Source organism: Streptomyces sp. NPDC101393 (genome assembly GCF_044767385.1).
Lineage (GTDB): Bacteria > Actinomycetota > Actinomycetes > Streptomycetales > Streptomycetaceae > Streptomyces.
Genome location: NZ_JBIWNU010000001.1, coordinates 65,553 through 89,185 on the forward strand (window position 1 = coordinate 65,553; position 23,633 = coordinate 89,185).

General features: G+C 71.9%; 19 protein-coding genes. 6 read left to right on the top strand and 13 right to left on the bottom strand.

Going from position 1 to position 23,633, the window contains the following annotated elements; genetic code table 11:
- Positions 1 to 248 precede the first annotated feature (248 nt).
- The 3 genes from ACIRQ7_RS00250 to ACIRQ7_RS00260 all read right to left on the bottom strand — a co-directional run bounded on the left by ACIRQ7_RS00250 (position 249) and on the right by ACIRQ7_RS00260 (position 5,974).
- A complete protein-coding gene (locus tag ACIRQ7_RS00250; protein ID WP_401463569.1) occupies positions 249 to 1,709 on the bottom strand; it encodes an aldehyde dehydrogenase family protein in 1,461 nt (486 codons plus the stop codon).
- Between the two features lie 231 nt (positions 1,710 to 1,940).
- A complete protein-coding gene (locus ACIRQ7_RS00255; protein WP_404258781.1) occupies positions 1,941 to 3,602 on the bottom strand; it encodes a PucR family transcriptional regulator in 1,662 nt (553 codons plus the stop codon).
- Between the two features lie 203 nt (positions 3,603 to 3,805).
- On the bottom strand, positions 3,806 to 5,974 hold the full coding sequence (locus tag ACIRQ7_RS00260; protein WP_404258783.1) for an ATP-binding protein: 2,169 nt from the start codon (positions 5,972 to 5,974) through the stop codon (positions 3,806 to 3,808).
- 264 nt (positions 5,975 to 6,238) lie between these two features.
- Here ACIRQ7_RS00260 and gabT point away from each other — a divergent pair, with 264 nt between their 5' ends.
- Together gabT and ACIRQ7_RS00270 are read left to right on the top strand one after the other, a co-directional pair.
- Positions 6,239 to 7,588 (top strand): 4-aminobutyrate--2-oxoglutarate transaminase, encoded by a 1,350-nt coding sequence (gene gabT, locus ACIRQ7_RS00265; RefSeq protein WP_401463563.1) that lies wholly within the window; start codon positions 6,239 to 6,241, stop codon positions 7,586 to 7,588.
- Positions 7,589 to 8,075: 487 nt separating this feature from the next.
- Positions 8,076 to 8,729 carry a phosphatase PAP2 family protein gene (locus tag ACIRQ7_RS00270; RefSeq protein WP_404258784.1) on the top strand — a complete coding sequence of 218 codons (654 nt, stop codon included), beginning with the start codon at positions 8,076 to 8,078 and terminating at the stop codon, positions 8,727 to 8,729.
- A gap of 27 nt (positions 8,730 to 8,756) precedes the next feature.
- On the opposite strand, the gene ACIRQ7_RS00275 is transcribed toward ACIRQ7_RS00270, so the two are convergent.
- The 7 genes from ACIRQ7_RS00275 to ACIRQ7_RS00305 form a co-directional block, all read right to left on the bottom strand.
- Entirely contained in the window at positions 8,757 to 9,209 is a 453-nt protein-coding gene (locus ACIRQ7_RS00275) for a hypothetical protein (RefSeq protein WP_404258786.1), read from the bottom strand.
- Positions 9,210 to 9,352: 143 nt separating this feature from the next.
- Positions 9,353 to 10,771 (bottom strand): NAD(P)/FAD-dependent oxidoreductase, encoded by a 1,419-nt coding sequence (locus tag ACIRQ7_RS00280; RefSeq protein ID WP_404258787.1) that lies wholly within the window; start codon positions 10,769 to 10,771, stop codon positions 9,353 to 9,355.
- A gap of 5 nt (positions 10,772 to 10,776) precedes the next feature.
- Positions 10,777 to 11,634: an ABC transporter permease gene (locus tag ACIRQ7_RS00285; RefSeq protein WP_404258789.1), complete on the bottom strand. Its 858-nt coding sequence runs from the start codon at positions 11,632 to 11,634 to the stop codon at positions 10,777 to 10,779.
- Entirely contained in the window at positions 11,634 to 12,563 is a 930-nt protein-coding gene (locus ACIRQ7_RS00290; protein WP_401463553.1) for an ABC transporter permease, read from the bottom strand. Before ACIRQ7_RS00290 ends, ACIRQ7_RS00285 begins: the two co-directional genes overlap by 1 nt.
- The gene (locus ACIRQ7_RS00295) at positions 12,560 to 13,723 is read right to left on the bottom strand and encodes an ABC transporter ATP-binding protein (protein WP_404258791.1); all 1,164 of its coding nucleotides are present in this window, start codon (positions 13,721 to 13,723) and stop codon (positions 12,560 to 12,562) included. The genes ACIRQ7_RS00290 and ACIRQ7_RS00295 overlap by 4 nt, the downstream gene beginning before the upstream one ends.
- Positions 13,724 to 13,798: 75 nt before the next feature.
- Entirely contained in the window at positions 13,799 to 15,046 is a 1,248-nt protein-coding gene (locus tag ACIRQ7_RS00300; protein WP_404258793.1) for a PotD/PotF family extracellular solute-binding protein, read from the bottom strand.
- Positions 15,047 to 15,165: 119 nt separating this feature from the next.
- Complete coding sequence (locus tag ACIRQ7_RS00305; RefSeq protein ID WP_404258795.1) at positions 15,166 to 16,683, bottom strand: gamma-aminobutyraldehyde dehydrogenase; 1,518 nt, start codon at positions 16,681 to 16,683, stop codon at positions 15,166 to 15,168.
- A gap of 202 nt (positions 16,684 to 16,885) precedes the next feature.
- Between ACIRQ7_RS00305 and ACIRQ7_RS00310 the strand changes: the two genes are divergently transcribed.
- The 3 genes from ACIRQ7_RS00310 (at position 16,886) to ACIRQ7_RS00320 (ending at position 19,388) form a co-directional block, all read left to right on the top strand.
- Positions 16,886 to 17,518, top strand: a complete 633-nt coding sequence (locus ACIRQ7_RS00310; protein ID WP_404258797.1) for an NADAR family protein — start codon at positions 16,886 to 16,888, stop codon at positions 17,516 to 17,518.
- 83 nt (positions 17,519 to 17,601) lie between these two features.
- Positions 17,602 to 18,624 (top strand): adenosine deaminase, encoded by a 1,023-nt coding sequence (locus tag ACIRQ7_RS00315; protein WP_404258798.1) that lies wholly within the window; start codon positions 17,602 to 17,604, stop codon positions 18,622 to 18,624.
- Positions 18,612 to 19,388, top strand: coding sequence for a glycerophosphodiester phosphodiesterase (locus tag ACIRQ7_RS00320; RefSeq protein WP_404258800.1), 777 nt, complete (start codon positions 18,612 to 18,614; stop codon positions 19,386 to 19,388). Before ACIRQ7_RS00315 ends, ACIRQ7_RS00320 begins: the two co-directional genes overlap by 13 nt.
- A 106-nt stretch (positions 19,389 to 19,494) precedes the next feature.
- Here the strand turns inward: ACIRQ7_RS00320 and ACIRQ7_RS00325 are convergent, their stop codons facing one another.
- From ACIRQ7_RS00325 to ACIRQ7_RS00335, 3 genes are all read right to left on the bottom strand, one after another.
- Positions 19,495 to 19,968 carry a hypothetical protein gene (locus tag ACIRQ7_RS00325; protein WP_404258802.1) on the bottom strand — a complete coding sequence of 158 codons (474 nt, stop codon included), beginning with the start codon at positions 19,966 to 19,968 and terminating at the stop codon, positions 19,495 to 19,497.
- Between the two features lie 245 nt (positions 19,969 to 20,213).
- Positions 20,214 to 21,395 carry a PotD/PotF family extracellular solute-binding protein gene (locus tag ACIRQ7_RS00330; protein ID WP_404258803.1) on the bottom strand — a complete coding sequence of 394 codons (1,182 nt, stop codon included), beginning with the start codon at positions 21,393 to 21,395 and terminating at the stop codon, positions 20,214 to 20,216.
- 130 nt (positions 21,396 to 21,525) lie between these two features.
- The gene (locus ACIRQ7_RS00335; RefSeq protein WP_401463536.1) at positions 21,526 to 22,980 is read right to left on the bottom strand and encodes a gamma-aminobutyraldehyde dehydrogenase; all 1,455 of its coding nucleotides are present in this window, start codon (positions 22,978 to 22,980) and stop codon (positions 21,526 to 21,528) included.
- Positions 22,981 to 23,159: 179 nt separating this feature from the next.
- Between ACIRQ7_RS00335 and ACIRQ7_RS00340 the strand changes: the two genes are divergently transcribed.
- Complete coding sequence (locus ACIRQ7_RS00340; protein WP_052860613.1) at positions 23,160 to 23,633, top strand: Lrp/AsnC family transcriptional regulator; 474 nt, start codon at positions 23,160 to 23,162, stop codon at positions 23,631 to 23,633.

The following is a 23,633-nucleotide window of genomic DNA, read 5'->3' on the forward strand; positions in this document are numbered from 1 at the left end:
GGGGGGGGCCGTTATCCGGGGGGTGGCGGGGGGTTGGGCCCGGCCTCACCGGGGGGGGCCGGGCGGGGGGGGGCCGGGGCGGGGGGGGGCTGGGGGGGGGGGGCCCCCCCCCCCCCGGGGGCCGGCCCCCCCCCGCGACCGAGGCCGGCGCCGGGGGGGCGGGCCGGCCGGGGCCTGGACGGCGAGCGGCCCGGGGGAAGGCCGCCGCTGTCCACCGGTCCAGGCCGGTCTGGCGGATACCCGGTGGGTTACAGGTCCAGGCCGGTGAGGACCATGACCCGCTCGTAGGTGTAGTCGTCCATGGCGAAGCGGACGCCCTCACGGCCGACACCGGACTGCTTGACGCCGCCGTACGGCATCTGGTCGGCACGGTAGGACGGCACATCGCCGACGATCACGCCGCCGACGTCCAGCGCGCGGTGCGCCCGGAAGGCGGTCTGCAGATCGTGCGTGAACACGCCCGCCTGGAGGCCGTACTTGGAGTCGTTGACCGCGTCGAACGCCTCCTGCTCGCCCTCGACCTTCTTGACGCTGAGCACCGGGCCGAAGACCTCCTCGCAGGCCAGCGTCACGTCGCCGGGCAGGTCGGCGAGCACGGTCGGCGCGTACGAGGCGCCGTCCCGCTTACCGCCGGCGAGCAGCTTCGCGCCGCGCTGCACGGCCTCGTCGACCCAGCTCTCGACGCGCTTGGCGGCGTCCTCGCTGACCAGCGGGCCGACCTCGGTGGCGTCGTCCGACGGGTCGCCGGTGACCTGCGCGTTGACGGCCGCGACGATCTTGGGCACCAGGCGGTCGTAGACGGTGGCGTCGGCGATCACCCGCTGCACGGAGATGCAGGACTGGCCGCCCTGGTAGTTGGAGAAGGTGGCGATGCGCTGCGCCGCCCAGTCCAGGTCCGCCTCGGAGGAGTAGTCCGGCAGGACGACGGCCGCGCCGTTGCCGCCGAGCTCCAGGGTGCAGTGCTTGCGGGGCACCGAGTCGAGGATGGCGTAGCCGACCTTCTCGGAGCCGGTGAAGGAGACGACGGGCAGCCGCTCGTCCTGGACCAGCGCCTCCATCCGGTCGTTGGGCACCGGGAGGATCGACCAGGAGCCGGCCGGCAGGTCGGTCTCGGCGAGCAGTTCGCCGAGGATCAGGCCGGAGAGCGGGGTGGCCGGGGCCGGCTTGAGGAGGATCGGGGCGCCGGCCGCGATCGCCGGGGCGATCTTGTGGGCGCAGAGGTTCAGCGGGAAGTTGAACGGCGCGATGCCCAGGACCGTGCCGCGCGGGAAGCGGCGGGTCAGCGCGAGCCGGCCGGCGCCGCCGGCGTCGGTGTCCAGGCGCTGCGCGTCGCCGCCGTTGAAGCGGCGGGCCTCCTCGGCCGCGAAGCGGAAGACGGAGATGGCACGGCCGACCTCGCCGCGCGCCCACTTCATGGGCTTGCCGTTCTCCGCGGAGATCAGCCGGGCGATCTCCTCCGTACGCTCCACCAGGCGGCGCTCGACGTGGGCCAGCGCGGCGGCACGCACATGCGCGGGGGTCGCGGCGAACTCGGCCTGCACGGCGACGGAGGCGGCGATGGCCTCCTCGACCTGATCCTCGGTGGGGAGGCTCACCGTGCCGACGAGACGTCCGTCCCAGGGGGAGGTGACATCGAAGGTGGCGTCGCCGGTGGCCTTGCGGCCGGCGAGCCAGAAGGCGGTGGGGGCTGCATCATTGTGGATCGGCACAGTGGATCCCGGCCCTTCCGAAGTGGTGGGTGGTGCGCATGGCTCTGGGAGCGGCTCTGCGTTTCGGTGTGTGCACCGCGTCGACGGCATCCGTCCGTCCACGCGGCCGACGTGTCAAACGGGTTCGGCTCTGGCTCCACCGTAGGGGCGCGACGGCGCCGTGGCGTTTGTCCGAAGCGGAGTAATCCGTCCGCGTGTCTCTCCGCGGTGGAGGGTGCGCGCGGGGGCGCCTCACTCCCCCGGTGGCGTCGAGGTGGCCTTCAGCGCCAGCCACAGCTCCATGCGGACGTCCGCGTCGTCCAGCGAGCGGCCCAGGATCTCCTCCACCCGCCGCATCCGGTAGCGCAGCGTGTGGCGGTGAACGCCCAGGTCGGCGGCGGCCGCGTCCCACTGGCCGTGCCGCGAGAGCCAGGCGCGCAGCGAGGCCACCAGGTCGCCGCGGCCGGTCGCGTCGTGGTCGCGCAGCGAGCGCAGCAGTCCGTCGGCGAAGGCGCGTACGGCGTCGTCGGCGAGCAGCGGCAGGACGGAGCCGGCCGCCACGTCCTCGTGTTCGACGAGGGCGCGGCCGCGGCGGCGGGCCACCGACAGGGCCTGTTCGGCCTGCCGGTAGGCGTTCGCCGCGGCCGTCGGGCCGGTCGGTGCGGACATCCCGACGGCCAGTCCCGTGCCGGTCCGCCCGGCCTCGGCCCGCGCCGACCGGCCGCGCGACCGCGGCGGCGTGCCGGCGCGGGCCTCGGCGACGGCGGCGTGCGCGGCGCAGGCCTCCGCCGCCGCCCCGCCGTCGACGACCAGCACGACCAGCCGCCCCGGGTCCGGGACGGCGAGCACCGCCTCGCCGGTCCTGGCGGCCGCGGAGTCCATCGCGTCGGCGAGCGCGTCCAGGGTGGCGGTGGACTCCGCGGACCCGGCAGCGGCGGGCTGCGCCGCGGACGGGTCGTCGTCCGCGGCGACGGGCTCGGCCACCACCACCCGGAACGGGGCGTCCAGCAGCCCGCCGTAGAGCCGCCCGGCCACCGCCCGCGCATGGTCCGGTTCGCCCGCCAGCAGCATCTTCAGCACAGCGGCGCCGAGCCGCTGCTCGGCCTCCTGCAGGGACCGGGAACGCTCGGTGGTGAGGGTGAGCAGCGCGACGGCCGAGTGCACGGCGTACCGCTCGGCGGTGCCCAGCGGGGCGCCGGTGCCGACGGCGAGGACGCCGCGCGCCCGGCGGCCGGTGCCCAGCGACTGGAGCTCGACGCGGTCGTCGCCGTCGGTGTCGCTGACGACGGAGCTGGCGGGGGCGGGGCGCTCACGCAGCCGGCCGACGTCGTCGGTGAGCCGGGCGGCACGCCGCGCGGCCCAGTCGGGGGCGGCGGCCACCACCGCGCCCGAGGCGTCGTAGAGGGCGGCCCAGCCGTCGAGGTGGGCGGCGAGCCGGGCCAGCAGGTCGGCCGGGCCCTCCGCGCTGAGCGCCGCCCGGGTCAGCTCCCGCTGCGCCTCGAAACCGGCGGTCACCGCGCGGTACTGGTCGGCGGCGACGGCGGCCGAGACGGCCTTGCTGATGGCGATGAACGGGGTCCGGCGCGGTACCCCTAGGAGCGGCAGATTCTCCTGCCGGGCCGCCTCGACCAGCGCGTCCGGTACACCTTCGTAGTTGACGCCGACCGCGAAGCCCAGCCCGACGACGCCGGCCTGCGCGACCCGCCGGATGTAGGTGCGGGTCGCCTCGGCGTCCTCGGCGTCCAGCTTGAGGGCGGTGATGAGCAGCAGCTCACCGCCCTCCATGTAGGGCACCGGGTCGATCAGCTCGCTGGCGTGCGCCCAGCGCACCGGGACGTTCAGCCGGCCCTCGCCCGCGAGGACGGTGAGCTTGAGCGCGGTGTGGCTGACCAGGGAAGCGAGGGTGTGCGGCATGGGACCTTCGATTGCGGCGTCGATGCGTGGGGCGCGACGGCACGGCGGGTGCCGGGCAGCGTTTTCGCCGTCCCGTACGAACGGCCTCTTTCGATTCTGCCTCAATGGCGGAATCCGGGAAGCCCTCCGGCAGGCGCGTCACCCGGAGGAGGCGCTGATCCGGGCTCGCCGGCCGGCCCCGCCCCCTCGTCCGGGCCGCCGCCTCACTCCCGCAGGTCCACCAGCACCGGCGGTGCGTGCTCCCCCTTGACGGAGGTCACCGACAGCACCGCGTGACCGGCCGGGACGGAGTTCGCGAGGTCGGAGGCGGACCAGCGTTCGCGTTCGACGGTGCGTACGGTGACGGCCTTGGCGGTGGCGGCCTTGCCGGTGATGAGCTGGCGGAACATGTGGAACGCCTTGCCCGCGGCGCTCTCCGCGATGATCTGGCGGTCCGTCACATCGCGGGTCTCCACCCACTCCTTGCCCCACACCTCGGCGAACCGCGCACCGTCCCAGGTCGTGACACCCGCGAACGCCATCCGGCAGCCCACCGCGCCCAGCAGCGCACTGCGCAGCGCGTCGGGGACGTCGTCCAGCGAACGCAGCGTCAGCACCGCCCCGGCATTGGCCGACCGCAGCCGCTGCAGCCCGCGCAGCGCCTCGGCGGTGACGGTGTGTGCCGCCTCGTCGAGCACCAGGCAGGCGAACACCGAACGGTCGGCGCGGGACACCACGCACTCCGTGAACTGCGCGAGGACCAGCCGCGCGAGCATCCGCGAGGCCTCGGTGTGGCCGCGCTCGGGCAGTTCGATACGGACCCGCAGCGGGTGGTCCAGGGCGCGCAGGGACACCTGGCGGGTGCGTCCCGTCGGGTCGAAGAAGTCGGCGAAGGCCGGCCGGTCGAGCAGCGCGATGCGGTCGGCGAGCAGCACCCCCACGTCCCCGGCGCGCTCCGACTGCCGGGCGCGGGCGTCCAGTTCACGCACCAGGGGGTGCCGGCCCGCGCCCTCCAGGGCGCTGCGCAGCGCGGCGGTGGCGCCCTGGGCGCCGTCGAGGAGTTCGCGCAGCTCGGGCACGGAGGGGAAGCGGTCGTGGACGGCCCGGAAGGGGCCCAGCAGCTGGGAGAGGGCGGTCGCGGCCCGCCGGCTGTCGCCGCCGGGCAGCTGCTCGGCCAGGTCGCCGACCAGCGCCTCGGCGAGAATCCCGGCCGCCTCGTCCGGGTCGGTGGTGCCGCCGTAGAGGTCGAGGTCGCACTCCGGGCCGGGGCGGCCGATCCGGACGACCACGTCGAAGGCGTCGTCCGGCCCGAGATCACTGCCGGCCGGCCCGACGGCGACGACCGCCGCCTGCCCGGCGAGCGCCTGCAGGCACATCGACTCCACGACCGGCTTCACCACGCGGGTGGTCTTACCACTGCCCGAAGGGCCCACAGCCAGCAGCGAGGTGCCCAACAGCCCCGGCTCCAGGGCGCATCCGGCGCCCCGGTGCTGGTACGGGTTGCGGGCGTGGTCGGCGGCGACACCGATCCGCACCTGGTGCGCGAGCAGGTCGTGATGCGCGGTCCTGCGGACCAGGTCGCGCCGCCCCGAGGGGTGTGCGCAGGCCTCGGCGCCATGCCGGAGCACGGTGTCGGTGAAGGTGGCGAGGGAGTTGCGGCCGGAGCGGACGGAGCTCCAGGCGCGCTCGATCCTGGCCACGTCCACGTCGTTCATCCGCCCGGCACGCGCCTCGGAGGCGAGCTTGTCGGCGGCGTCGGCCGCACCCCGGGCGCGCAGTTCGGGCCACTGCGCGCGGTCGGCGGCGGGCTGGGGGGCGGGGGCGGGTGCGCGGGGGCGGGCGCGCCGGACGAGGGGGAGCACGAAGCGGCGGAGGAGTTCGGGCCAGCGGCCGAGGCGGCCGAACACCACGACGAGGAGGGCCAGGATCAGTCCGTAGTAGAGGTACACGACCCACACCGCGAAGGAGCCGCTGGTGCGCCACGAATCCGGGGTGAGGGCGTACAGCGGCCACAGCCAGTAGCCCCCCAGATAGCCGTTCCACAGCAGCGACCACAGCAGCCACCCGCACAGGAACGCGATCACCGCGCCGCTGACCAGCTGCCGGGTCGGGACCCGGTCGGGCTCCTCGGTGGGCCGGGGACGGTGTCCGTATGTCCAGATGCCGGGGGCCGCGGCCGGGCGCGGGGTGCGCAGCCAGCCGAGCAGCGGCGGTTCGGGCGCGGTGGCGGAGCCCGCGGGAAGGGCGGTGGGGGGCGTCGCGGGCATGGGCGGCGGTGCTGCCGGTGGGGCGGGCGGTGCCGCGGGGCGCGGCACGGTCGGTTCGGGTGGCTTCGCCCCGCCGGACGGCTGGGAAGCGATGTGGTGTGCGTCGTGCGTGCCCTCGGTGTCCATCCGGTGCTCTGGTCCCCCTTGAGCCGTGGCTGTTCCTCAAGGCGCCGCGACAGGCCACGGCACCGCCGGTTCTGCGTCGGCGTGCCGCCACCGGGTGTCGTCGCGCCGTCGCTCAATCTACTGGCCGCGGCGCGTCGCTATGTCCGCCGAGGACAACGCAACACGCGCACTTCTCCCGAACGGAACATGCCAGACCCGGCCGCCCGCCCCTAGCCTGCGAGAACAACCTTCGTCACGTGCCCGTTCCACCCCCAGGAGACTGCCATGACCGAACTGTCCGGAGGCCCTGCCCTCCCCCAGGAGCGTCGCGTCGTCACCGCGATCCCCGGCCCCAAGTCCCAGGAGCTGTGGGCCCGTAAGCAGGCAGTCGTCGCCGCCGGCGTCGGCGCCGTGCTGCCGATCTTCGCCAAGCGGGCCGGCGGCGGTGTCCTGGAGGACGTGGACGGCAACTCCCTGATCGACTTCGGCTCGGGCATCGCGGTGACCTCGGTGGGCAACAGCGCCGAGGCCGTGGTCCGGCGGGCCACCGCGCAGCTCAACGACTTCACCCACACCTGTGCGATGGTCACGCCGTACGAGCCGTACGTCGAGGTCTGTGAGCAGCTGGCCGACCTGACGCCGGGCGACCACGCGAAGAAGTCCGCGCTCTTCAACTCCGGCGCGGAGGCCGTGGAGAACGCCGTCAAGGTGGCGCGTGCGTACACCAAGCGCCAGGCGGTCGTCGTCTTCGACCACGGCTACCACGGCCGTACGAACCTGACGATGGCGCTGACGTCGAAGAACATGCCGTACAAGAACGGCTTCGGCCCGTTCGCGCCCGAGGTCTACCGGGTGCCGGTCGCCTACCCCTACCGCTGGCTGACCGGCCCGGAGAACTGCGCGCAGGAGGCCGCCGACCAGGCCATTTCGCAGATCACCAAGCAGATCGGCGCGGAGAACGTCGCGGCGATCATCATCGAGCCGGTGCTCGGCGAGGGCGGTTTCATCGAGCCGGCCAAGGGCTTCCTGCCCGCCATCGCGGACTTCGCGAAGCAGAACGGCATCGTCTTCGTCGCGGACGAGATCCAGTCCGGCTTCTGCCGCACCGGCCAGTGGTTCGCCTGCGAGGACGAGAACATCGTCCCGGACCTGATCACGACGGCCAAGGGCATCGCGGGCGGTCTGCCGCTGGCCGCGGTCACCGGCCGCGCCGAGATCATGGACGCCGCGCACGCGGGCGGCCTGGGCGGCACCTACGGCGGTAACCCGGTGGCCTGCGCTGCCGCGCTGGGCTCCATCGAGACCATGCGCGAGCAGGACCTGAACGCCAAGGCCCGCCGGATCGGCGAGATCATGAAGCCGCGCCTGGAGGCGATGGCGGAGAAGTTCGACATCATCGGTGAGGTCCGCGGCCGCGGCGCGATGATCGCGATCGAGCTGGTGCAGTCCGGTTCGAAGGAGCCGAACGCCGAGGCCACCGCCGCGCTCGCCAAGGCGTGCCACCAGGAGGGCCTGCTGGTCCTGACGACCGGCACGTACAGCAACGTGGTGCGCTTCCTGCCCCCGCTGGTGATCGGCGAGGACCTGTTGGGCGAGGGCCTGGACATCCTGGAGGCGGCGCTCGGCGCGCTCTGACCTGCACGGACACGGAATTTCCGGGTACGGCCCGGGGTGCGGCGAATGCCGTGTCCCGGGCCGTGGCGTGTGCGGGGGCCGGTGTGTGCCACGCGCGTAGCCGGTGGCGCGGCGTGAAGAAGATGTGCGGGGCCGATGGTGGCCAGGTGATCCGCCTGTCGGGTCCGCTCCAGGTGTCGTACGGTTTCTGCAGATGAGAGAAACACCCCGCCCGCAGGGGACTGCGGGCGACGCCCGGTCGGCGCTTCCCCGGCTCCGACCAGGCTGTGCCCTCGCGCACAACACCGGAGCTTCCGGCTCCGGGAATCCTCACCGATCGGATGTCCGCCCGCCCCACACCCCCCGGGGCGCGCGGGACACCGGTCAGCTCGGCCGTCTCGGAACCACCCCCCCTGTTCCGAGGCGGCCGACTTTTTTTGCCGCGCGGTCCGCGCCGGCCAAGCTCTTCGCCCTCTGTGCACTGCTCTTCGCCGCGCTGACCTGGCAGGTGGCCGGCCACGGCCCGCTGCGCGCCCTCGACGAACGGTGCGGCCGGGCCTTCGCCGCGAGCGCCGTTCCCGCCCCTCTCGCGGAGTTCTTCGCCGACCTCGGCAACACCGCCGTGGCCCTTCCGGTGCTGCTGGCGGCCGCCGCGTATGCCGGGTGGCGGCTGCGACGCGGCAGGTGGGAGGGCCGCGCGGGCGGGGACGGCGGCGCCCCGGCGCGCTGGTGGCTGCCGCCGCTCGGCGGTCTGCTGGCGCTCGTCGCGGTGCCCGCGCTGGTCGTCCCGCTCAAGCTGTGGCTCGCCCGGCCGGGGCCGCCGCGGATGGCGGGCGGCGCGCACGACGGTTTCTACCCCTCCGGCCACAGCGCCACGGCCGCGGTCGCGTACGGCGTCGCCGCGCTGCTGGTGGCCGCTGCCCGGCGGCGCGGGGGCGGCGGGCCCGGCGGTGGGCGGGCGCTCGCTGCCGGGGTGGTGCTGCTCAATGCCGGAGTCGGCGCCGGGCTGGTGCGCCAGGGGTATCACTGGCCGCTGGATGTGCTGGGCAGTTGGTGCCTGGCGGGGATGCTGATGGCGGTGTGGTGCGTGGTGTGCCGGCGGTGGGCGCACCACAGCGGCGGCGACCGGGCGGATGCCGGGGGAAGCGGCGCCCCGGCATAGCCGGGTGCACCCCGAAGCCCCGCCGGCTTACCTCTCCCCCGCCAGCGAGGCGGCCGCTTCGTGCATGGCGAATTCCAGGACCCCGGGATCGGTGAGGTTGCCGGTGCCGTCCGGCGGAACGATCCAGCGGACGCCACCGGTGACCCGGCCCGGGTAGGGCACCACGATCCAGGTGCCGTGCCCGGCGCCCCGTACTCCGGTGCCCAGCCAGCGGGTCACGGTGCCCGCGGGCACGAAGAAGCCCATCCGGGATTCGCCGAAGTCGGCCAGCACGGGGCCCGGCCGGGCGAGGATCCGGGCGAGCACGTCGAGGGTCGGATAGCCCAGCTCGCCCTCGATGATCAGGACGTCCCAGAGCCTGCCCGCGGGAAGGAGGGCGACCCCCAGGGGGTTCCGCTCCCATTCCCACCGGCAGGCATCGGGGTCCGGTGCCGCCGAGACCAGCCAGTCCACCGCGTTCTTCGCCCCCGTGGAGCTCATGCCGCCCTCCTTCTCCCGGCCCGGTCGGGCCGTGGTGTCGGAGGGGAGAGCGCACGGGGGCGGCATCCTTACACGGGTCGGCGCACTCTTTTCGACGAGCCGTCAACAACGGTCCGCTCCGCGTCCGCCGGTTCGTCCCGCGGTCAGCTGTCGAAGCCCATTCCCACCTTGTCCATGGCCTTCAGCCACAGGTTGCGGCGTCCGCCGCGGCTGTCGGCGCGGGTCATCGACCACTGGGTGATGCCGATACCGGCCCAGCGCAGCGGTTCGGGCGGGAACGGCAGCGGCTTGCTGCGCACCATCTCCAGTCCGGTGCGTTCGGTGCGCTCGCCGCCGAGCAGGTCGAGCATCACCTCGGCGCCGAAGCGGGTGGCGCCGACACCGAGGCCGGTGTAGCCGGCGGCGTAGGCGACCCGGCCGGCGTGCGCGGTGCCGAAGAAGGCGGAGAAGCGGGAGCAGGTGTCGATGGCGCCGCCCCAGGTGTGGGTGAAGCGCAGGCCCTCCAGCTGCGGGAAGCAGCGGAAGAAGTGCCGGGCGAGCTTCAGTGACGTGTCGGGGTGCTGGTCGTATTCGGAGCGCACTCCGCCGCCGTAGCGGTAGACGATGTCGTAGCCGCCCCACAGGATGCGGTGGTCGGGGGTGATGCGGAAGTAGTGGAAGTGGTTGTTGCTGTCGGAGAGGCCCTGGCGGTTCTTCCAGCCGATGGCGGCGAGCTGCTCCTCGCTCAGCGGCTCGGTCATCAGGGCATGGTCGTAGACCGGGACGATGTACGGGCGCACCCGCTTGACCAGCGACGGGAAGGCGTTGGTGCCGAGGGCGACATGGCGGGCGAAGACGCGGCCGTAGGGGGTGCGGACGGCCATGCCGGTGCCCTCGGAGGCGAGGTCGGTGCCGCGGGTGCGTTCGTAGATGCGGACCCCGAGGCCGAGGCAGGCCTTCTTCAGACCCCAGGCGAGCCGGGCGGGGTTGAGCATGGCGACGCCGTCGCGGTCCCACAGTCCGGCGCGGAAGGTCGGTGAGTCGACCTCGGCGCGCAGGGCGTCCTCGTCGAGGAAGCGGTGGCGGTCCAGGCCGAGTTCGGCGGCGTCCGCGGCGGCCTCCTGGAGCTCGGCTACCTGGTGCGGCTCGGTGGCGATGTCGATCTCGCCGGTGCGCTCGAAGGCGCAGTCGATGCCGTAGCGGGCGACGGCGTCCTCAATGGCGTCGAGGTTCCGGATGCCGAGGTCTTCGAGGCGCGCGAGTTCGTCCGGCCAGCGGGCCATGCCGTTGCCGAGGCCGTGGGTGAGCGAGGCGGCGCAGAAACCGCCGTTGCGCCCGGAGGCGGCCCAGCCGATCTCGGCGCCCTCGATGAGGACGACATCGCGGTCCGGGTCGCGTTCCTTGGCGATGAGCGCGGTCCACAGCCCGGAGTAGCCGCCGCCGACGACCAGCAGGTCGCAGGTCTCGTCGCCGACGAGGGCGGGGAGCGCCGCCGGGCGGTCCGGATCGGCCAGCCAGAAGGGGGTGGGTTCGGCGTCCGCGAGTGCCTGGGCGGCGGACGGGGTCATGGCAGCTCGTGCCATGGTTCTCAGCTCCTCTTGCTCCTCTTACGGCGGTTGCCGGCCAGTTGGCCGACGACTACGCACAACACGGCGACCAGGAACATCGCCGTTCCGATGACATTGATCTGAACGGGTGTGCCCCGCTGTGCCGATCCCCAGACGAACATGGGGAAGGTCACGGTGGAGCCGGCGTTGAAGTTGGTGATGATGAAGTCGTCGAAGGACAGCGCGAAGGACAGCAGGGCGCCGGCCGCGATGCCGGGGGCGGCGATCGGCAGGGTCACCCGCCAGAAGGTCTGCAGCGGGGAGGCGTAGAGGTCCTGCGCGGCCTGTTCGAGGCGCGGGTCCATGCTCATCACGCGGGCCTTGACGGCGGTGACGACGAAGCTCAGGCAGAACATGATGTGGGCGATGAGGATCGTCCAGAAGCCGAACTGGATGCCCATGTTGAGGAACAGGGTCGCCAGGGACGCGGCCATGACGACCTCGGGCATGGCCATCGGCAGGAAGATCAGGGTGTTGACGGAGGACCGGGCGCGGAAGCGGTAGCGCGCCAGCGCGAAGGCGATCATCGTGCCCAGGGCGGTCGCCCCGATGGTGGCCCATACGGCGATCTGCAGGCTCAGGCCCAGTGAGCCGCAGAGGTCGGCGACGCCGCACGGATCGGTCCAGGCGTCCGTGGAGAAGCGCTGCCACTGGTAGTTGAAGCGGCCGTTGGGCTTGTTGAAGGAGAAGACCAGCACGATGAGGTTGGGCAGGATGAGATAGCCCAGCGTGCACAGTCCGGCGATGACGATGATGCGGCGGCGCAGCCAGCGCAGTGCCGTGCGGGGGGCGCGTGCGGCCGGTGGTGCGGTGGGTGCGGTGCTCTCGCGGACGGCCATCAGACCAGGTCCTCCGTCCCGGACTTGCGGATGTAGAGGGTGACCATGGCGAGGATGGCCGCCATGAGGATGAAGGAGAGGGCGGCGGCCGTCGGGTAGTCCAGGACACGCAGGAACTGCGACTGGATGACGTTGCCGATCATCTTCTGGTCGGTGGAGCCCAGCAGTTCGGCGTTGATGTAGTCGCCGGCGGCGGGGATGAAGGTGAGCAGGGTGCCCGCGACGACGCCGGGCATGGACAGCGGGAAGGTGACCCGGCGGAAGGTGGTGGCCGGGCGGGCGTAGAGGTCGCCGGCGGCCTCGTGGAGGCGCGGGTCGATGCGCTCCAGGGAGGTGTAGAGCGGCAGGACCATGAACGGCAGGAAGTTGTACGTCAGTCCGCAGACCACCGCGAGCGGGGTGGCCAGCACCCGCTGCCCGTCGGTGAGGCCCAGCCAGCTGGTGACGTCCAGGACGTGCAGCGAGTTGAGGATGCCGACGACCGGTCCGCCGTCCGCCAGGATCGTCTTCCAGGCCAGCGTGCGGATCAGGAAGCTGGTGAAGAACGGGGCGATGACGAGGATCATCACGACGTTGCGCCAGCGGCCGGCCTTGAAGGCGATGAGGTAGGCCAGCGGGTAGCCCAGGAGCAGGCAGAGCACGGTGGCGGTGGCGGCGTAGCCCACCGACCGCAGGAATTGCGGCCAGTATTCGCCGAGGGCGTCCCAGTAGGTCGCGAAGTGCCAGGTGACCTTGAAGCCCTCTTCGAGGGAGCCGGTCTGGATGGACGTGGACGCCTGGTAGACGAGGGGCGCGGCGAAGAAGACGACCAGCCACAGGATGCCGGGGAGCAGCAGCCAGTAGGGGACGAGCCGTTTGCGGGCGGGCGGTTTGCGGATCGCGGGCCGCTCGGTCTCCGGCGCGGGCGCGGGCGCCTCGGTGGTGGTCACGCGGCCTCCTCGTCGAGGTCCGCGCCGGCGGAGATGTCCTGGGCGGCGTCGAGTCCGAAGGTGTGGGCCGGGTTCCAGTGCAGGACGACGTCCGCGCCGGGTATGAGGCGGCCGTCGCGTTCGATGTTCTGCTCGTAGACGGCGAGGGCGCCCAGGGCGCCGGCGTCGATGACGTACTGCGTGGAGACGCCGATGAAGCTGGCGTCCTTGATGCGGGCGGGCAGCCGGTTGCGGCCGTCGGGGATGGCCTCGGCGTCGTCGGCGTGCGCCAGGCTCACCTTCTCGGGACGGACGCCGGCGAGCAGCTTCTCGCCCGCGGCGAGCGTGGCGCTGCATCGGGCGGCGGGCAGCCGCAGCTTGGCGTCACCGGCCGTGACCTGCACGTCGTCGCCGCTCACCGCGACGACCTCGGCGGCGATGAGGTTGGAGGTGCCGAGGAAGTTGGCGACGAAGGTGGAGGCGGGGTTCTCGTAGAGGTCGGCCGGGGCGCCGAGCTGTTCGACCCTGCCGCCGTTCATCACGGCCACGGTGTCGGCCATCGTCATGGCCTCCTCCTGGTCGTGGGTGACGTGTACGAAGGTGATGCCGACCTCGGTCTGGATGCGCTTGAGCTCCAGCTGCATCTGGCGGCGCAGCTTGAGGTCCAGGGCCCCCAGCGGCTCGTCGAGCAGCAGCACCTGCGGCTTGTTGATCAGGGCGCGGGCGACGGCCACGCGCTGCTGCTGGCCGCCGGAGAGCTGCTGCGGCTTGCGGCGTGCCATCGGTCCGAGCTGGACGAGGTCGAGCATCTCCTCGACCTGCTTCTTGACGGACTTGATGCCGCGGCGGCGCAGTCCGAAGGCGACGTTCTCGTAGATGTCCAGGTGCGGGAAGAGCGCGTAGTTCTGGAAGACGGTGTTGACCTGGCGCTTGTAGGGCGGCAGGGCGGTGACGTCCTGGCCGGACAATTCGACGGTCCCGGTGGTGGGGTCCTCCAGCCCGGCGATCATGCGCAGGGTGGTGGTCTTGCCACAGCCCGAGGCGCCGAGCAGCGCGAAGAAGGAGCCCGCGGGGACGGTGAGGTCGAGCGGGTGGACGGCGGTGAAGGAGCCGAAGGTCTTGCTGATCCCCTGGAGGCGGACGTCGCCGCCGCTGCTCTGGGAGGTCGCGGTCTTGGTCATGTCGGTCGTCCCGTGTGTCGGAGGTCGGAACAGCTCATCCGGGCCTGGCGGCGGTTGCGGATCGGGCGGGTGCGGTCAGGCGCCGGTGAGGTCGGAGAACTTCTGGGTGAACTCCTTGCTCTCCTTGGCGTTCAGGGCACGGAAGGAGTGGGACCGGGCGGCCATCTCCGCATCCGGCAGGATCAGCGGGTTGTCCGCGGCATCCTTGTCGATCTTGGCGAGCTCTTCGCGTACGCCGTCGACGGGGCAGGCGTAGTTGATGTACGCCGCGAGCCGCGCCGCCGCCTTGGGCTCGTAGAAGTAGTCGATGAGCCGTTCGGCGTTCTGCTTGTGGCGGGCCTTGTTCGGCACCATGAGGTTGTCGGTGGACGTCATGTAGCCGGAGGAGGGGATGGCGTAGGCGATGTCCGGGTTGTCGTGCTGGAGCTGGACGATGTCGCCGGCCCAGGCCACGCAGGCGGCGATATCGCCCTTGTCCAGGTCGTTGGTGTAGTCGTTGCCGGTGAAGCGGCGTATCTGCTTGCTGTCGACGCCCTTCTGGATCCGGGCGATGGCGGCGTCGAAGTCGTCGGCGGTGACGGTCTCGGGCTTCTTGCCCATGTCCAGCAGGGTCAGCCCGACGCTGTCGCGCATCTCGGAGAGGAACCCGACCCGGCCCTTGAGCTTCGGGTCCTCCAGCAGCTGGCTGATGGAGTCGACCTTCCGGCCCCCGGTGGCCTTCTTGTTGTACGCGATGATCGCGGGGATGCCCTGCCAGGGATAGGAGTGCGCACGGCCCGGGTCCCAGCCCGGGTTGCGGAACTGGGGGGCGAGGTTGCTGTAGGCGTGCGGCAGGTTGGCGGGGTCCAACGACTGGATCCAGCCCAGCGAGATCATCCGCGCGCACATCCAGTCGGTGAGCACGATCAGGTCGCGGCCGGTGTCCTGGCCGGCCGCGAGCTGGGCCTGGATCTTGCCGAAGAACTCGTCGTTGTCGTTGATGTCCTCGGTGTATTTGACGGCGATGCCGGTGCGCTTGGTGAAGGCCTCCAGCGTCGGGCGGTGTTTGCCGTCGTCGCTGACGTCCATGTACTCGGTCCAGTTGGAGAAGTTCACGCGCTTCTCCGCCGAGGAGTGGTCCGTGGAGCCGGCCGCGTCGGTACGGCCCGCGGGCGGGATACCGCAGGACGACAGGGCGCCGAGGCCGCCCACCGCGACCGCGGTCGCGGCGCTCGCCCGCAGCAGCGAGCGCCGGGTCATGGCGAGCCTGCCGTTGGCCAGGCTGCGGCGCATGGCGGCGAGTTCCACCGGGGACAGAGGTTCGGGCTGCTCGTGGTGCTCCATGCGCGGTGCCCTTTCAGGGTTCACGGACAGGGGCCCGGCACTCGGCCGGTGGAAACGGTGCCGCGCGGCGCCGGCCGCAGGGGTGGGCGGGGGCTCGGCACGCCGTGCTCGGTGGTCCGCTACGGGCGGTCGCCGAAGACCGTGCGGTGCCAGTCCTTCCTGGCGACCGCGGTGTTGTCGTACATGACGTGCTTGACCTGGGTGTACTCCTCGAAGGAGTAGGCCGACATGTCCTTGCCGTAGCCGGATGCCTTGGCACCGCCGTGCGGCATCTCGCTGATGATCGGGATGTGGTCGTTGACCCAGACGCAGCCCGCCTTGATCTCGCGGGTGGCGCGGCCGGTGCGGTAGACGTCCCGGCTCCAGGCGGAGGCGGCCAGCCCGTAGGGGGTGTCGTTGGCGAGCGCGATGCCTTCGTCGTCGCTGTCGAAGGGCAGCACGACCAGCACCGGGCCGAAGATCTCGGACTGCACGATCTCGCTGTCCTGGGCGGCGCCCGCGATCAGCGTGGGCCGGTAGTAGGCGCCCTTGGCGAGCTCGCCGCCGGGCGCCTCGCCCCCGGTGACGACGGTGGCGTAGCCACGCGCCCGGTCGACGAAGCCGGCCACCCGGTCGCGCTGGGTGTGCGTGATCAGCGGCCCGAGGTCGGTCGACGGGTCGAAGGGGTCGCCGAGCCGTACGGTCGCCATCAGGTCGGCGACGCCGCTGACGAACGCGTCGTAGAGCGGACGCTGGACGTAGGCGCGGGTGGCGGCGGTGCAGTCCTGGCCGGTGTTGATCAGCGAGCCGGCGACGGCGCCGTGGACGGCGGCCTCCAGGTCGGCGTCGTCGAAGACGACGAACGGGGCCTTGCCGCCGAGTTCGAGGTGCAGCCGCTTGACGGTGCCGGTGGCGATCTCCGCGACGCGCTTGCCGACGCCGGTCGAGCCGGTGAAGGACGTCATGGCGACACCGGGATGGGCCACCAGGTGTTCGCCGGAGTCCCGGCCCGCCCCGGACACGATGTTGATCACGCCGTCGGGCAGTCCCGCACGCGTCGCGGCCTGCGCGAACATCAGCGAGGTCAGCGGGGTGATCTCGGCGGGCTTGAGGACGATGGTGTTACCCGCGGCGATGGCCGGCAGCACCTTCCAGGCAGCCATCTGGAGGGGGTAGTTCCAGGGGGCGATGGAGCCGACGACGCCGATGGGCTCCCGGCGGATGGCGGACGTGTGGTCGGGGCTGTACTCACCGGCCGCCTTGCCCTCCAGGTGGCGGGCGGCGCCCGCGAAGAACGCGGCGTTGTCGACCGAGCCCGGTACGTCGAATTCCTTGCTGAGCTTGATCGGCTTTCCGCAGTTCAGCGACTCGGCGTGGGCGAGGTCGTCGGCGTCCTCGGCGAGCGCGGCGGCGAAGCGGTGCATGGCGTCGGAGCGCTCGCCGGGCGTCGCGCCGCCCCATTCGGGAAAGGCGCGTGCGGCGGCCTCGACGGCCGCGTCGACGTCGGCCGTGCTGGCCAGGGCGTAGGAATACACCTGCTCGCCGGTCGCCGGGTCCACGACGGTCTGGGTACGGCCGGAACTGCCGCCCCGCAGCCCGCCCGCGATGAATTGCGCGCCTTCGGCGAATCGCTCGGTGACATCGAAAGGCTGATCCATGGTGCTCTCCTCCGCCGGGCGCCGGGGCCGCTCAGCGGCACTGCCTGGCGTAGCTATTTCTGGAATCGATGGCTGATCCTGACAGAGGGATAGGGCCTCAACAAGTGATTCCGTTGTTGCCATTTGGTTACGCAACGGATTCTGCGGTTTCCGTGGTCAAGGCCCCCGACACGTTGTCGGTGCCCGCTGACAGAATCCCGGCATGATGCACAACATCACGGGGGAACACCCGCAGGACACCGGTCGGCGCGCCGCCCCGGACCGCGCCGCCCCGGACGGCCCGCGCACCGTCGAGGAACTGCGCGCGGCGACCGCCGCCGGAAGCACCTTCAAGTTCCTTCCCTTCTGGGGCCACACCCCGCGGCGTGACGGCAGCCTCGGAGCCGGCTGTCTCAGCCAGTGGTGGCCGTCCCCCTTCACGGTCGGCACGGTCACCTACGCCACCGCCGAACACTGGATGATGGCGGCCAAGGCCCGGCTGTTCGACGACCGGGAGGCGGAGCGGGCCGCGATCGCCGCGTCCCACCCCAAGCAGGCCAAGGACATCGGCCGCACGGTCCGCGGCTTCGACGACGCGGTCTGGCAGCGGCACCGTTTCGCCCTGGTGACCGAGGGCAGCCTGCACAAATTCGGCCAGGACGGTGCGCTCCGCGCCTATCTGCTGGGCACGGGTTCCCGGGTGCTGGTCGAGGCCAGCCCGAGGGACCGGATATGGGGCATCGGCCTGTCCGCGGATGATGAGCGGACCGCGGATCCGGCGCTCTGGAAGGGCCTGAATCTGCTGGGCTTCGCCCTCATGGAAGCCCGGCAGCGACTTGCGGGGGAGCCCGCGTAGCGGGGCCGCCCGCCGCATACGATGGCCGGGCCGCCGCACGCACCCCGGCACACACCGGCACACCGCTTGACCAGGAGGACCCGTTGTCCGATCTCGATGCCTTCATCGCGGGCCTGCCCAAGGCGGAGCTGCACGTCCACCACGTCGGCTCGGCCTCGCCACGGATCGTCTCCGAACTCGCCGCCAGGCACCCGGACTCGGCCGTCCCCACCGACCCCGAAGCGCTCGCCGACTTCTTCACCTTCCGCGACTTCGCCCACTTCATCGAGGTCTACCTCTCCGTCGTGGACCTGATCCGCAACGCCGAGGACGTCCGGCTGCTGACGTACGAAGTCGCCCGCGACATGGCCCGGCAGAACATCCGCTACGCCGAACTGACCGTCACCCCCTTCAGCTCGACCCGTCGCGGCATCCCGGACGCCGCCTTCGTCGAGGCCATCGAGGACGCCCGCAAGTCGGCCGAGTCCGAGCTGGGTGTCGTGCTGCGCTGGTGCTTCGACATCCCGGGTGAGGCAGGTCTGGAGGCCGCGGAGGAGACCGCCCGGATCGCCTGCGACCTGCAGCCCGAGGGACTGGTCTCGTTCGGCCTCGGCGGCCCGGAAATCGGTGTGCCGCGCCCCCAGTTCAAGCCGTACTTCGACCGCGCCCGATCGGTCGGCCTGCACTCCGTGCCGCACGCCGGCGAGACGACGGGCCCGGAAACCATCTGGGACGCCCTGCGCGACCTCCACGCCGAGCGCATCGGCCACGGCACCAGCTCCGTCCAGGACCCCCGCCTGCTGGCCCATCTCGCCGAGCACCGCATCCCGTTGGAGGTCTGCCCGACCTCCAACATCGCCACCCGCGCCGTGCGCACCCTGGACGAGCACCCCATCAAGGAGATGGTCGAGGCCGGTGTGCAGGTCACCGTCAACAGCGACGACCCGCCCATGTTCGGCACCGACCTGAACACCGAATACGGCGTTGCCGCACGCCTGTTGGGGCTGGACACCACCGGCCTGGCCGCGCTCGCCAAGAACGCCGTCACGGCCTCCTTCATGGACGCGCCCGCCAAGGCGCGGCTGGCCTCCGAGATCGACACCTACACCGCGTCATGGGGCGCGTAGCCGTGGCGCCCGCCGCGACCGCCGCACCGCCGTCCGCGGCGACGCGCACCGCGCCGGGCGTACGACCCGCCGGCCGGCCCGCGGTCATCGGGCACCGCGGCGCGCCGTACGCCCACCGCGAGAACACCCTCGCCTCGCTGCGCTCCGCGCTGGAGGCGGGCGCGGACGCCGTCGAGATCGATGTCCGCCTCACCCGCGACGGCACCCCGGTGCTGCTGCACGACGCCACCCTCGACCGGCTGTGGGGCCATGACCGCCCGCTGTCGTCGCTGACGTTCGAGAAGCTCTGCGAGCTGACGTCCGGCGGCGTTCCCACCCTGCGCGACGCACTGGCGCTGACCGCCGGCTATCCCGCGGCGCGTGCGCTGATCGACCTCCCCGACGCCGCTGCCGCCTCCGGCGCCGTCACCGAGGTCCATGAGTCGGGCGCCGCCGGGCGCGCGTACTACTGCGGCGGCGGGCGGGCCATGCTCGCCGTGCGCGCCGAGGACACGGACGCCGAGATCGCCTTGTCCTGGGCGCGTTCGGCACCGCCCCGCCGGGCGCTCCTGGAGCGCATCGGTCCGCGCTGGCTCAATTACCACTTCGGGCTGGTCACCGGGGAGTTGGTCCGCCGGGTGCACGACGACGGCTATGCGTGCGCCGCCTGGACCGTCGACACCCCGCGCGCGGTGCGCCGGCTGCTGCGCGCCGGCGTCGACGCGGTGACGACCAACCGCGTCGACGTACTCCGCCCGCTGGTCGTCGGACGTCGCCCCCGCTGACCTGCGCGTACGCCGTCCCGAGGGGGCGGTCGCACCTGCCGGGGAGGGCGGTCCCGCTCCCCCGGCCACCGCCCGCCCCCGGCCGCTTCCCCTCCGGGGCGGGCGTCTACTCCACCCGCCAGGGCGCGCCGAGGCCGTCGGGGAAGCCGCCCATGAACTGCCGGATCGCCCAGCGGGCGGCCCCGGCGCCGACCAGTTCGTCGGCGGGGAAGTAGGCGCCCTGGCCGCCGCACACCAGCCAGATCGCCTCCTCCGGCGGGCGGTCCGGGTCCCCGGCGAGGTAGCGGGCGTCGCGCGCCGCCGTCCGCGCCCGCCGCCGCCCGCCCGCGGAGACCGCCTCCGGCGCCCGGCACAGCTGGAGCAGCGCTCCGTCGTCACGTTCACCGGTCACGAGAAAGACGTCCGGCCCCCCGCTGACCGTCAGGCAGCCGCCGCCGTCCTCCCAGCGGTCGAGAGAGAGCTCCGTGCAGATCTCGCCGTCGAGTTCGGCCAGCGCGGCCTCCAGCCCGGCGCGGTCCGGCTCCCGCAGCATCCGGGACCGGCAGATGCCCGCCTCCCAGCGGCTGACCGCCGCCTTCATCCCGGACACCGCCGCGGCGCACGCCGCGGCCCCTGGGGAGCGGCGGTCCGGTTGCGGAGGGCGAGGGTGCGGGCGGGGGCGCCCAGCGGGCTGCGGACCGGGGTGCGGCTCATGTGCGGAGCATACGGTCGCCGGGCCCTGACCTGCTCGATTCCGGCCGCGTCGGGCGGAACGCGGGCCGCCGCCCCTCCCGCCCCCCAACGCCCCCAAACACCCCCGGGAACCCCCCGCTTACAGCTTCGGGCTCACAGCCCCACGATCGCGTTCCACTCCTTCGCGAAGGCGGTGCGCTCCTGGGAGGTGATGTCGCGGGCGATGGCCAGCCGTTTGCGCATCGAGGCGTCCGGGAAGATCAGCGGGTCCTCGGCGAGGGCGGAGCGTTCCTTGTCCTTGGAGTCGGCGAGGATCTCGCGTGCGGCGGGCACGGGGCAGACGTAGTTGACCCAGGCCGCCAGGTCCGCGGCGACCTCTGGCCGGTAGTAGTAGTCGATCAGCCGCTCGGCGTCGCGCTTGTGGTCGGCGAGGTTGGGGATCATCAGGCTCTCCGACCACAGCTCGGCGCCCTCCTGCGGCACCACGAACTCGATGTCGGGGTTGTCCGCCTGGAGTTGGATCACATCGCCGGAGTAGGCCTGCGCGGCGAGCACGTCACCGGAGTCGAGGTCCTTGATGTAGTCGTTGCCGGTGAACCGCCGGATGTGGCCCTTGCCGACGAGACCGCGTATCCGGTCGGTCATCCGGTGGAAGTCGTCGGCCGTCCAGCGGGTGATGTCGACGCCGTCGCCCTGCATCAGCATCGCGAACGACTCGTCGAGCCCGGAGAGCAGCGTGACCCGGCCGCGCAGGTCGTCCTTCCACAGGTCCGAGGTGTGCTGGATCTCCCGGCCGAGCTTCTTGCGGTTGTAGGCGATGCCGGTGATCCCGGACTGCCAGGGCACGGTGTGCTTGCGTCCCGGGTCGAAGTGCGGGGAGCGCAGCAGCGGGTCGAGGTGTGCGGCCACGTGCGGCTGCGCCGCCCGGTCCATCTCCTGGACCCAGCCCAGCCGGACGAAGCGGGCGCACATCCAGTCGCTGATGACGATGAGGTCGCGACCGGTGGGCTGGTGGTTCATCAGCGACGGGCTGATCTTGCCGAAGAACTCGTCGTTGTCGTTGATCTCCTCGGTGTACGTGACGGAGATCCCGGTGCGCCGCCGGAAGCGGTCGAGGGTGGGCCGGCGCTGTTTGTCGTGGTCGTCGACGTCGATGTAGAGCGGCCAGTTCGCGAAGACGATGTCGTGGTCGCGCGCCGAGTGGTCGGGGCTGCCGCGGTCGGCGGCCTTGACGTACGCCGGCGGCACCCCGCAGCCGGTCAGGGCGGCCAGCGCCCCGGTCACACCGATTCCGCCCATACCCCGAAGCAGCGAACGCCGCGAAAGATCAGCCATGTGAGCACTCTCACGCGACGCGGGCGGAGGCGGCAAGAGACAGCTCGTCAACTGCCGGGCCTCCGCCCGCGACGGTGTGTCGAGCGGCCGGTGCCGCGCGACGGTGCGGATCCTCGCGGATCCTGCCGGATCAGCCGTCCAGCGAGGTCATCACGTGCTTGATGCGGGTGTAGTCGTCGAAGCCGTAGGCCGAAAGGTCCTTGCCGTAACCGGACTTCTTGAATCCGCCGTGCGGCATCTCGGCGACCAGCGGGATGTGGGTGTTGATCCACACGCAGCCGAAGTCGAGGCTCTTGGACATCCGCATGGCACGGGCGTGGTCCTTGGTCCACACCGAGGACGCCAGGGCGTACTCGACGTCGTTGGCCCAGCTCAGCGCCTGCGCCTCGTCGGAGAACGACTGGACGGTGATGACCGGGCCGAAGACCTCCTGCTGGATGATCTCGTCATCCTGCTTGAGGCCCGAGACGACGGTCGCGGCGAAGAAGTAGCCCTTCTCGCCGACCCGCTGGCCGCCGGCCTCGATCTTGGCGTGCGCGGGCAGCCGGTCGATGAAGCCCTGGACCTGCTTGAGCTGGTTGGCGTTGTTCAGCGGTCCGTAGAGCACGTCCTCGTCGTCGGCCGCACCGGTCTTGGTGTCGGCCGCGGCCTTGGCGAGCGCGGTCACGAACTCGTCGTGGATGGACTCGTGGACGAGCACCCGGGTGGCGGCCGTACAGTCCTGGCCAGCGTTGAAGTAGCCCGCGACGGAGATGTCCTCGACGGCCTTGGCGATGTCGGTGTCCTCGAAGACGACGACCGGCGCCTTGCCGCCCAGCTCCAGGTGGACCCGCTTGAGGTCCTTGGACGCGGACTCGGCGACCTGCATGCCGGCCCGGACCGAGCCGGTGATGGAGGCCATCGCCGGGACGTGGTGCTCGACCATCAGCCGGCCGGTCTCGCGGTCACCGCAGACGACGTTGAACACGCCGCGGGAGTGCCCGAGTTCGTCGAGAACGCTGCCGATGATCTCGCCGATCAGCACGGTCGACGCCGGGGTGGTGTCGGACGGCTTGATGACGACGGTGTTGCCCGCGGCGAGCGCCGGGGCGAACTTCCACACCGCCATCATCATCGGGTAGTTCCACGGCGCGACCTGGGCGCAGACGCCGATCGGCTCGCGCCGGATGATGGAGGTGAAGCCGTCCATGTACTCACCGGAGGCGCGGCCCTCCAGCATCCGGGCGGCACCCGCGAAGAAGCGGATCTGGTCCACCATCGGCGGGATTTCCTCGGAGCGTACGAGGGCCAGCGGCTTGCCGCAGTTCTCGGACTCGGCGGCGATCAGCTCCTCGGCGCGCTCCTCGAAGCGGTCGGCGATCTTGAGCAGCACCTTCTGGCGCTCGGCCGGGATCAGGTCCCGCCAGGCGGGGAAGGCGGCCTCGGCGGCGGCCATGGCCGCGTCGACGTCGGTGGCGGCCGAGAGCGGGGCGGTGGCGTACGCGTCACCCGTCGCCGGGTTGACCACCTCCGTGGTCCGCCCGTCGGCGGCGTCCCGGAACTCCCCGTCGATGTAGTTGCGCAGACGACGCAGTGAGGTGGTCACTGTGCGCCCCCTTCAGTCAGATGTCCGGTGGTTGAGACACCCACCCTAGCCATGAAGTCGACGTTTTCAACACACCCACCACCCCGGAACAACGAAATCAGTGAAGTTTCGATCGCGACACGACTGATTTCATCGATTTAGGGTTGCACGACAGACGAGGCTCGTGCACAGTGAGGGACGTGGCCACACGTGACAGAAACGGCACTCCGTCGATCGACTCCGTCTCCCTGGCGATCATCGAGCAGCTCCAGGAGGACGGGCGCCGTCCGTACGCCGCGATCGGCAAGGCCGTCGGCCTCTCCGAGGCGGCGGTACGCCAACGCGTACAGAAACTGCTCGACCAAGGCGTGATGCAGATCGTCGCGGTCACCGACCCCCTCACGGTCGGTTTCCGACGGCAGGCAATGGTCGGCATCAACGTCGAGGGTGACCTCGATCCCGTGGCCGACGCCCTGACGACCATGGAAGAAGTCGAATACGTCGTCATGACCGCAGGCTCCTTCGATCTCCTCATCGAGATCGTCTGCGAGGACGACGATCACCTGCTCGAAATGATCAACAAGCGGATCCGCACGCTGCCCGGCGTACGGACCACCGAGAGCTTCGTTTACCTCAAGCTCCGGAAGCAGACCTACACCTGGGGAACGAGATAG

Coding starts and splice junctions, on each gene's coding strand:
- ACIRQ7_RS00255 (WP_404258781.1), bottom strand. CDS start 3,602: ATGCCGCACACCCTCGCTTCCCTGGTCAGCCACACCGCGCTCAAGCTC.
- ACIRQ7_RS00260 (WP_404258783.1), bottom strand. CDS start 5,974: ATGGACACCGAGGGCACGCACGACGCACACCACATCGCTTCCCAGCCG.
- gabT (WP_401463563.1), top strand. CDS start 6,239: ATGACCGAACTGTCCGGAGGCCCTGCCCTCCCCCAGGAGCGTCGCGTC.
- ACIRQ7_RS00275 (WP_404258786.1), bottom strand. CDS start 9,209: ATGAGCTCCACGGGGGCGAAGAACGCGGTGGACTGGCTGGTCTCGGCG.
- ACIRQ7_RS00280 (WP_404258787.1), bottom strand. CDS start 10,771: ATGGCACGAGCTGCCATGACCCCGTCCGCCGCCCAGGCACTCGCGGAC.
- ACIRQ7_RS00285 (WP_404258789.1), bottom strand. CDS start 11,634: ATGGCCGTCCGCGAGAGCACCGCACCCACCGCACCACCGGCCGCACGC.
- ACIRQ7_RS00295 (WP_404258791.1), bottom strand. CDS start 13,723: ATGACCAAGACCGCGACCTCCCAGAGCAGCGGCGGCGACGTCCGCCTC.
- ACIRQ7_RS00300 (WP_404258793.1), bottom strand. CDS start 15,046: ATGGAGCACCACGAGCAGCCCGAACCTCTGTCCCCGGTGGAACTCGCC.
- ACIRQ7_RS00305 (WP_404258795.1), bottom strand. CDS start 16,683: ATGGATCAGCCTTTCGATGTCACCGAGCGATTCGCCGAAGGCGCGCAA.
- ACIRQ7_RS00310 (WP_404258797.1), top strand. CDS start 16,886: ATGATGCACAACATCACGGGGGAACACCCGCAGGACACCGGTCGGCGC.
- ACIRQ7_RS00320 (WP_404258800.1), top strand. CDS start 18,612: ATGGGGCGCGTAGCCGTGGCGCCCGCCGCGACCGCCGCACCGCCGTCC.
- ACIRQ7_RS00325 (WP_404258802.1), bottom strand. CDS start 19,968: ATGAAGGCGGCGGTCAGCCGCTGGGAGGCGGGCATCTGCCGGTCCCGG.
- ACIRQ7_RS00330 (WP_404258803.1), bottom strand. CDS start 21,395: ATGGCTGATCTTTCGCGGCGTTCGCTGCTTCGGGGTATGGGCGGAATC.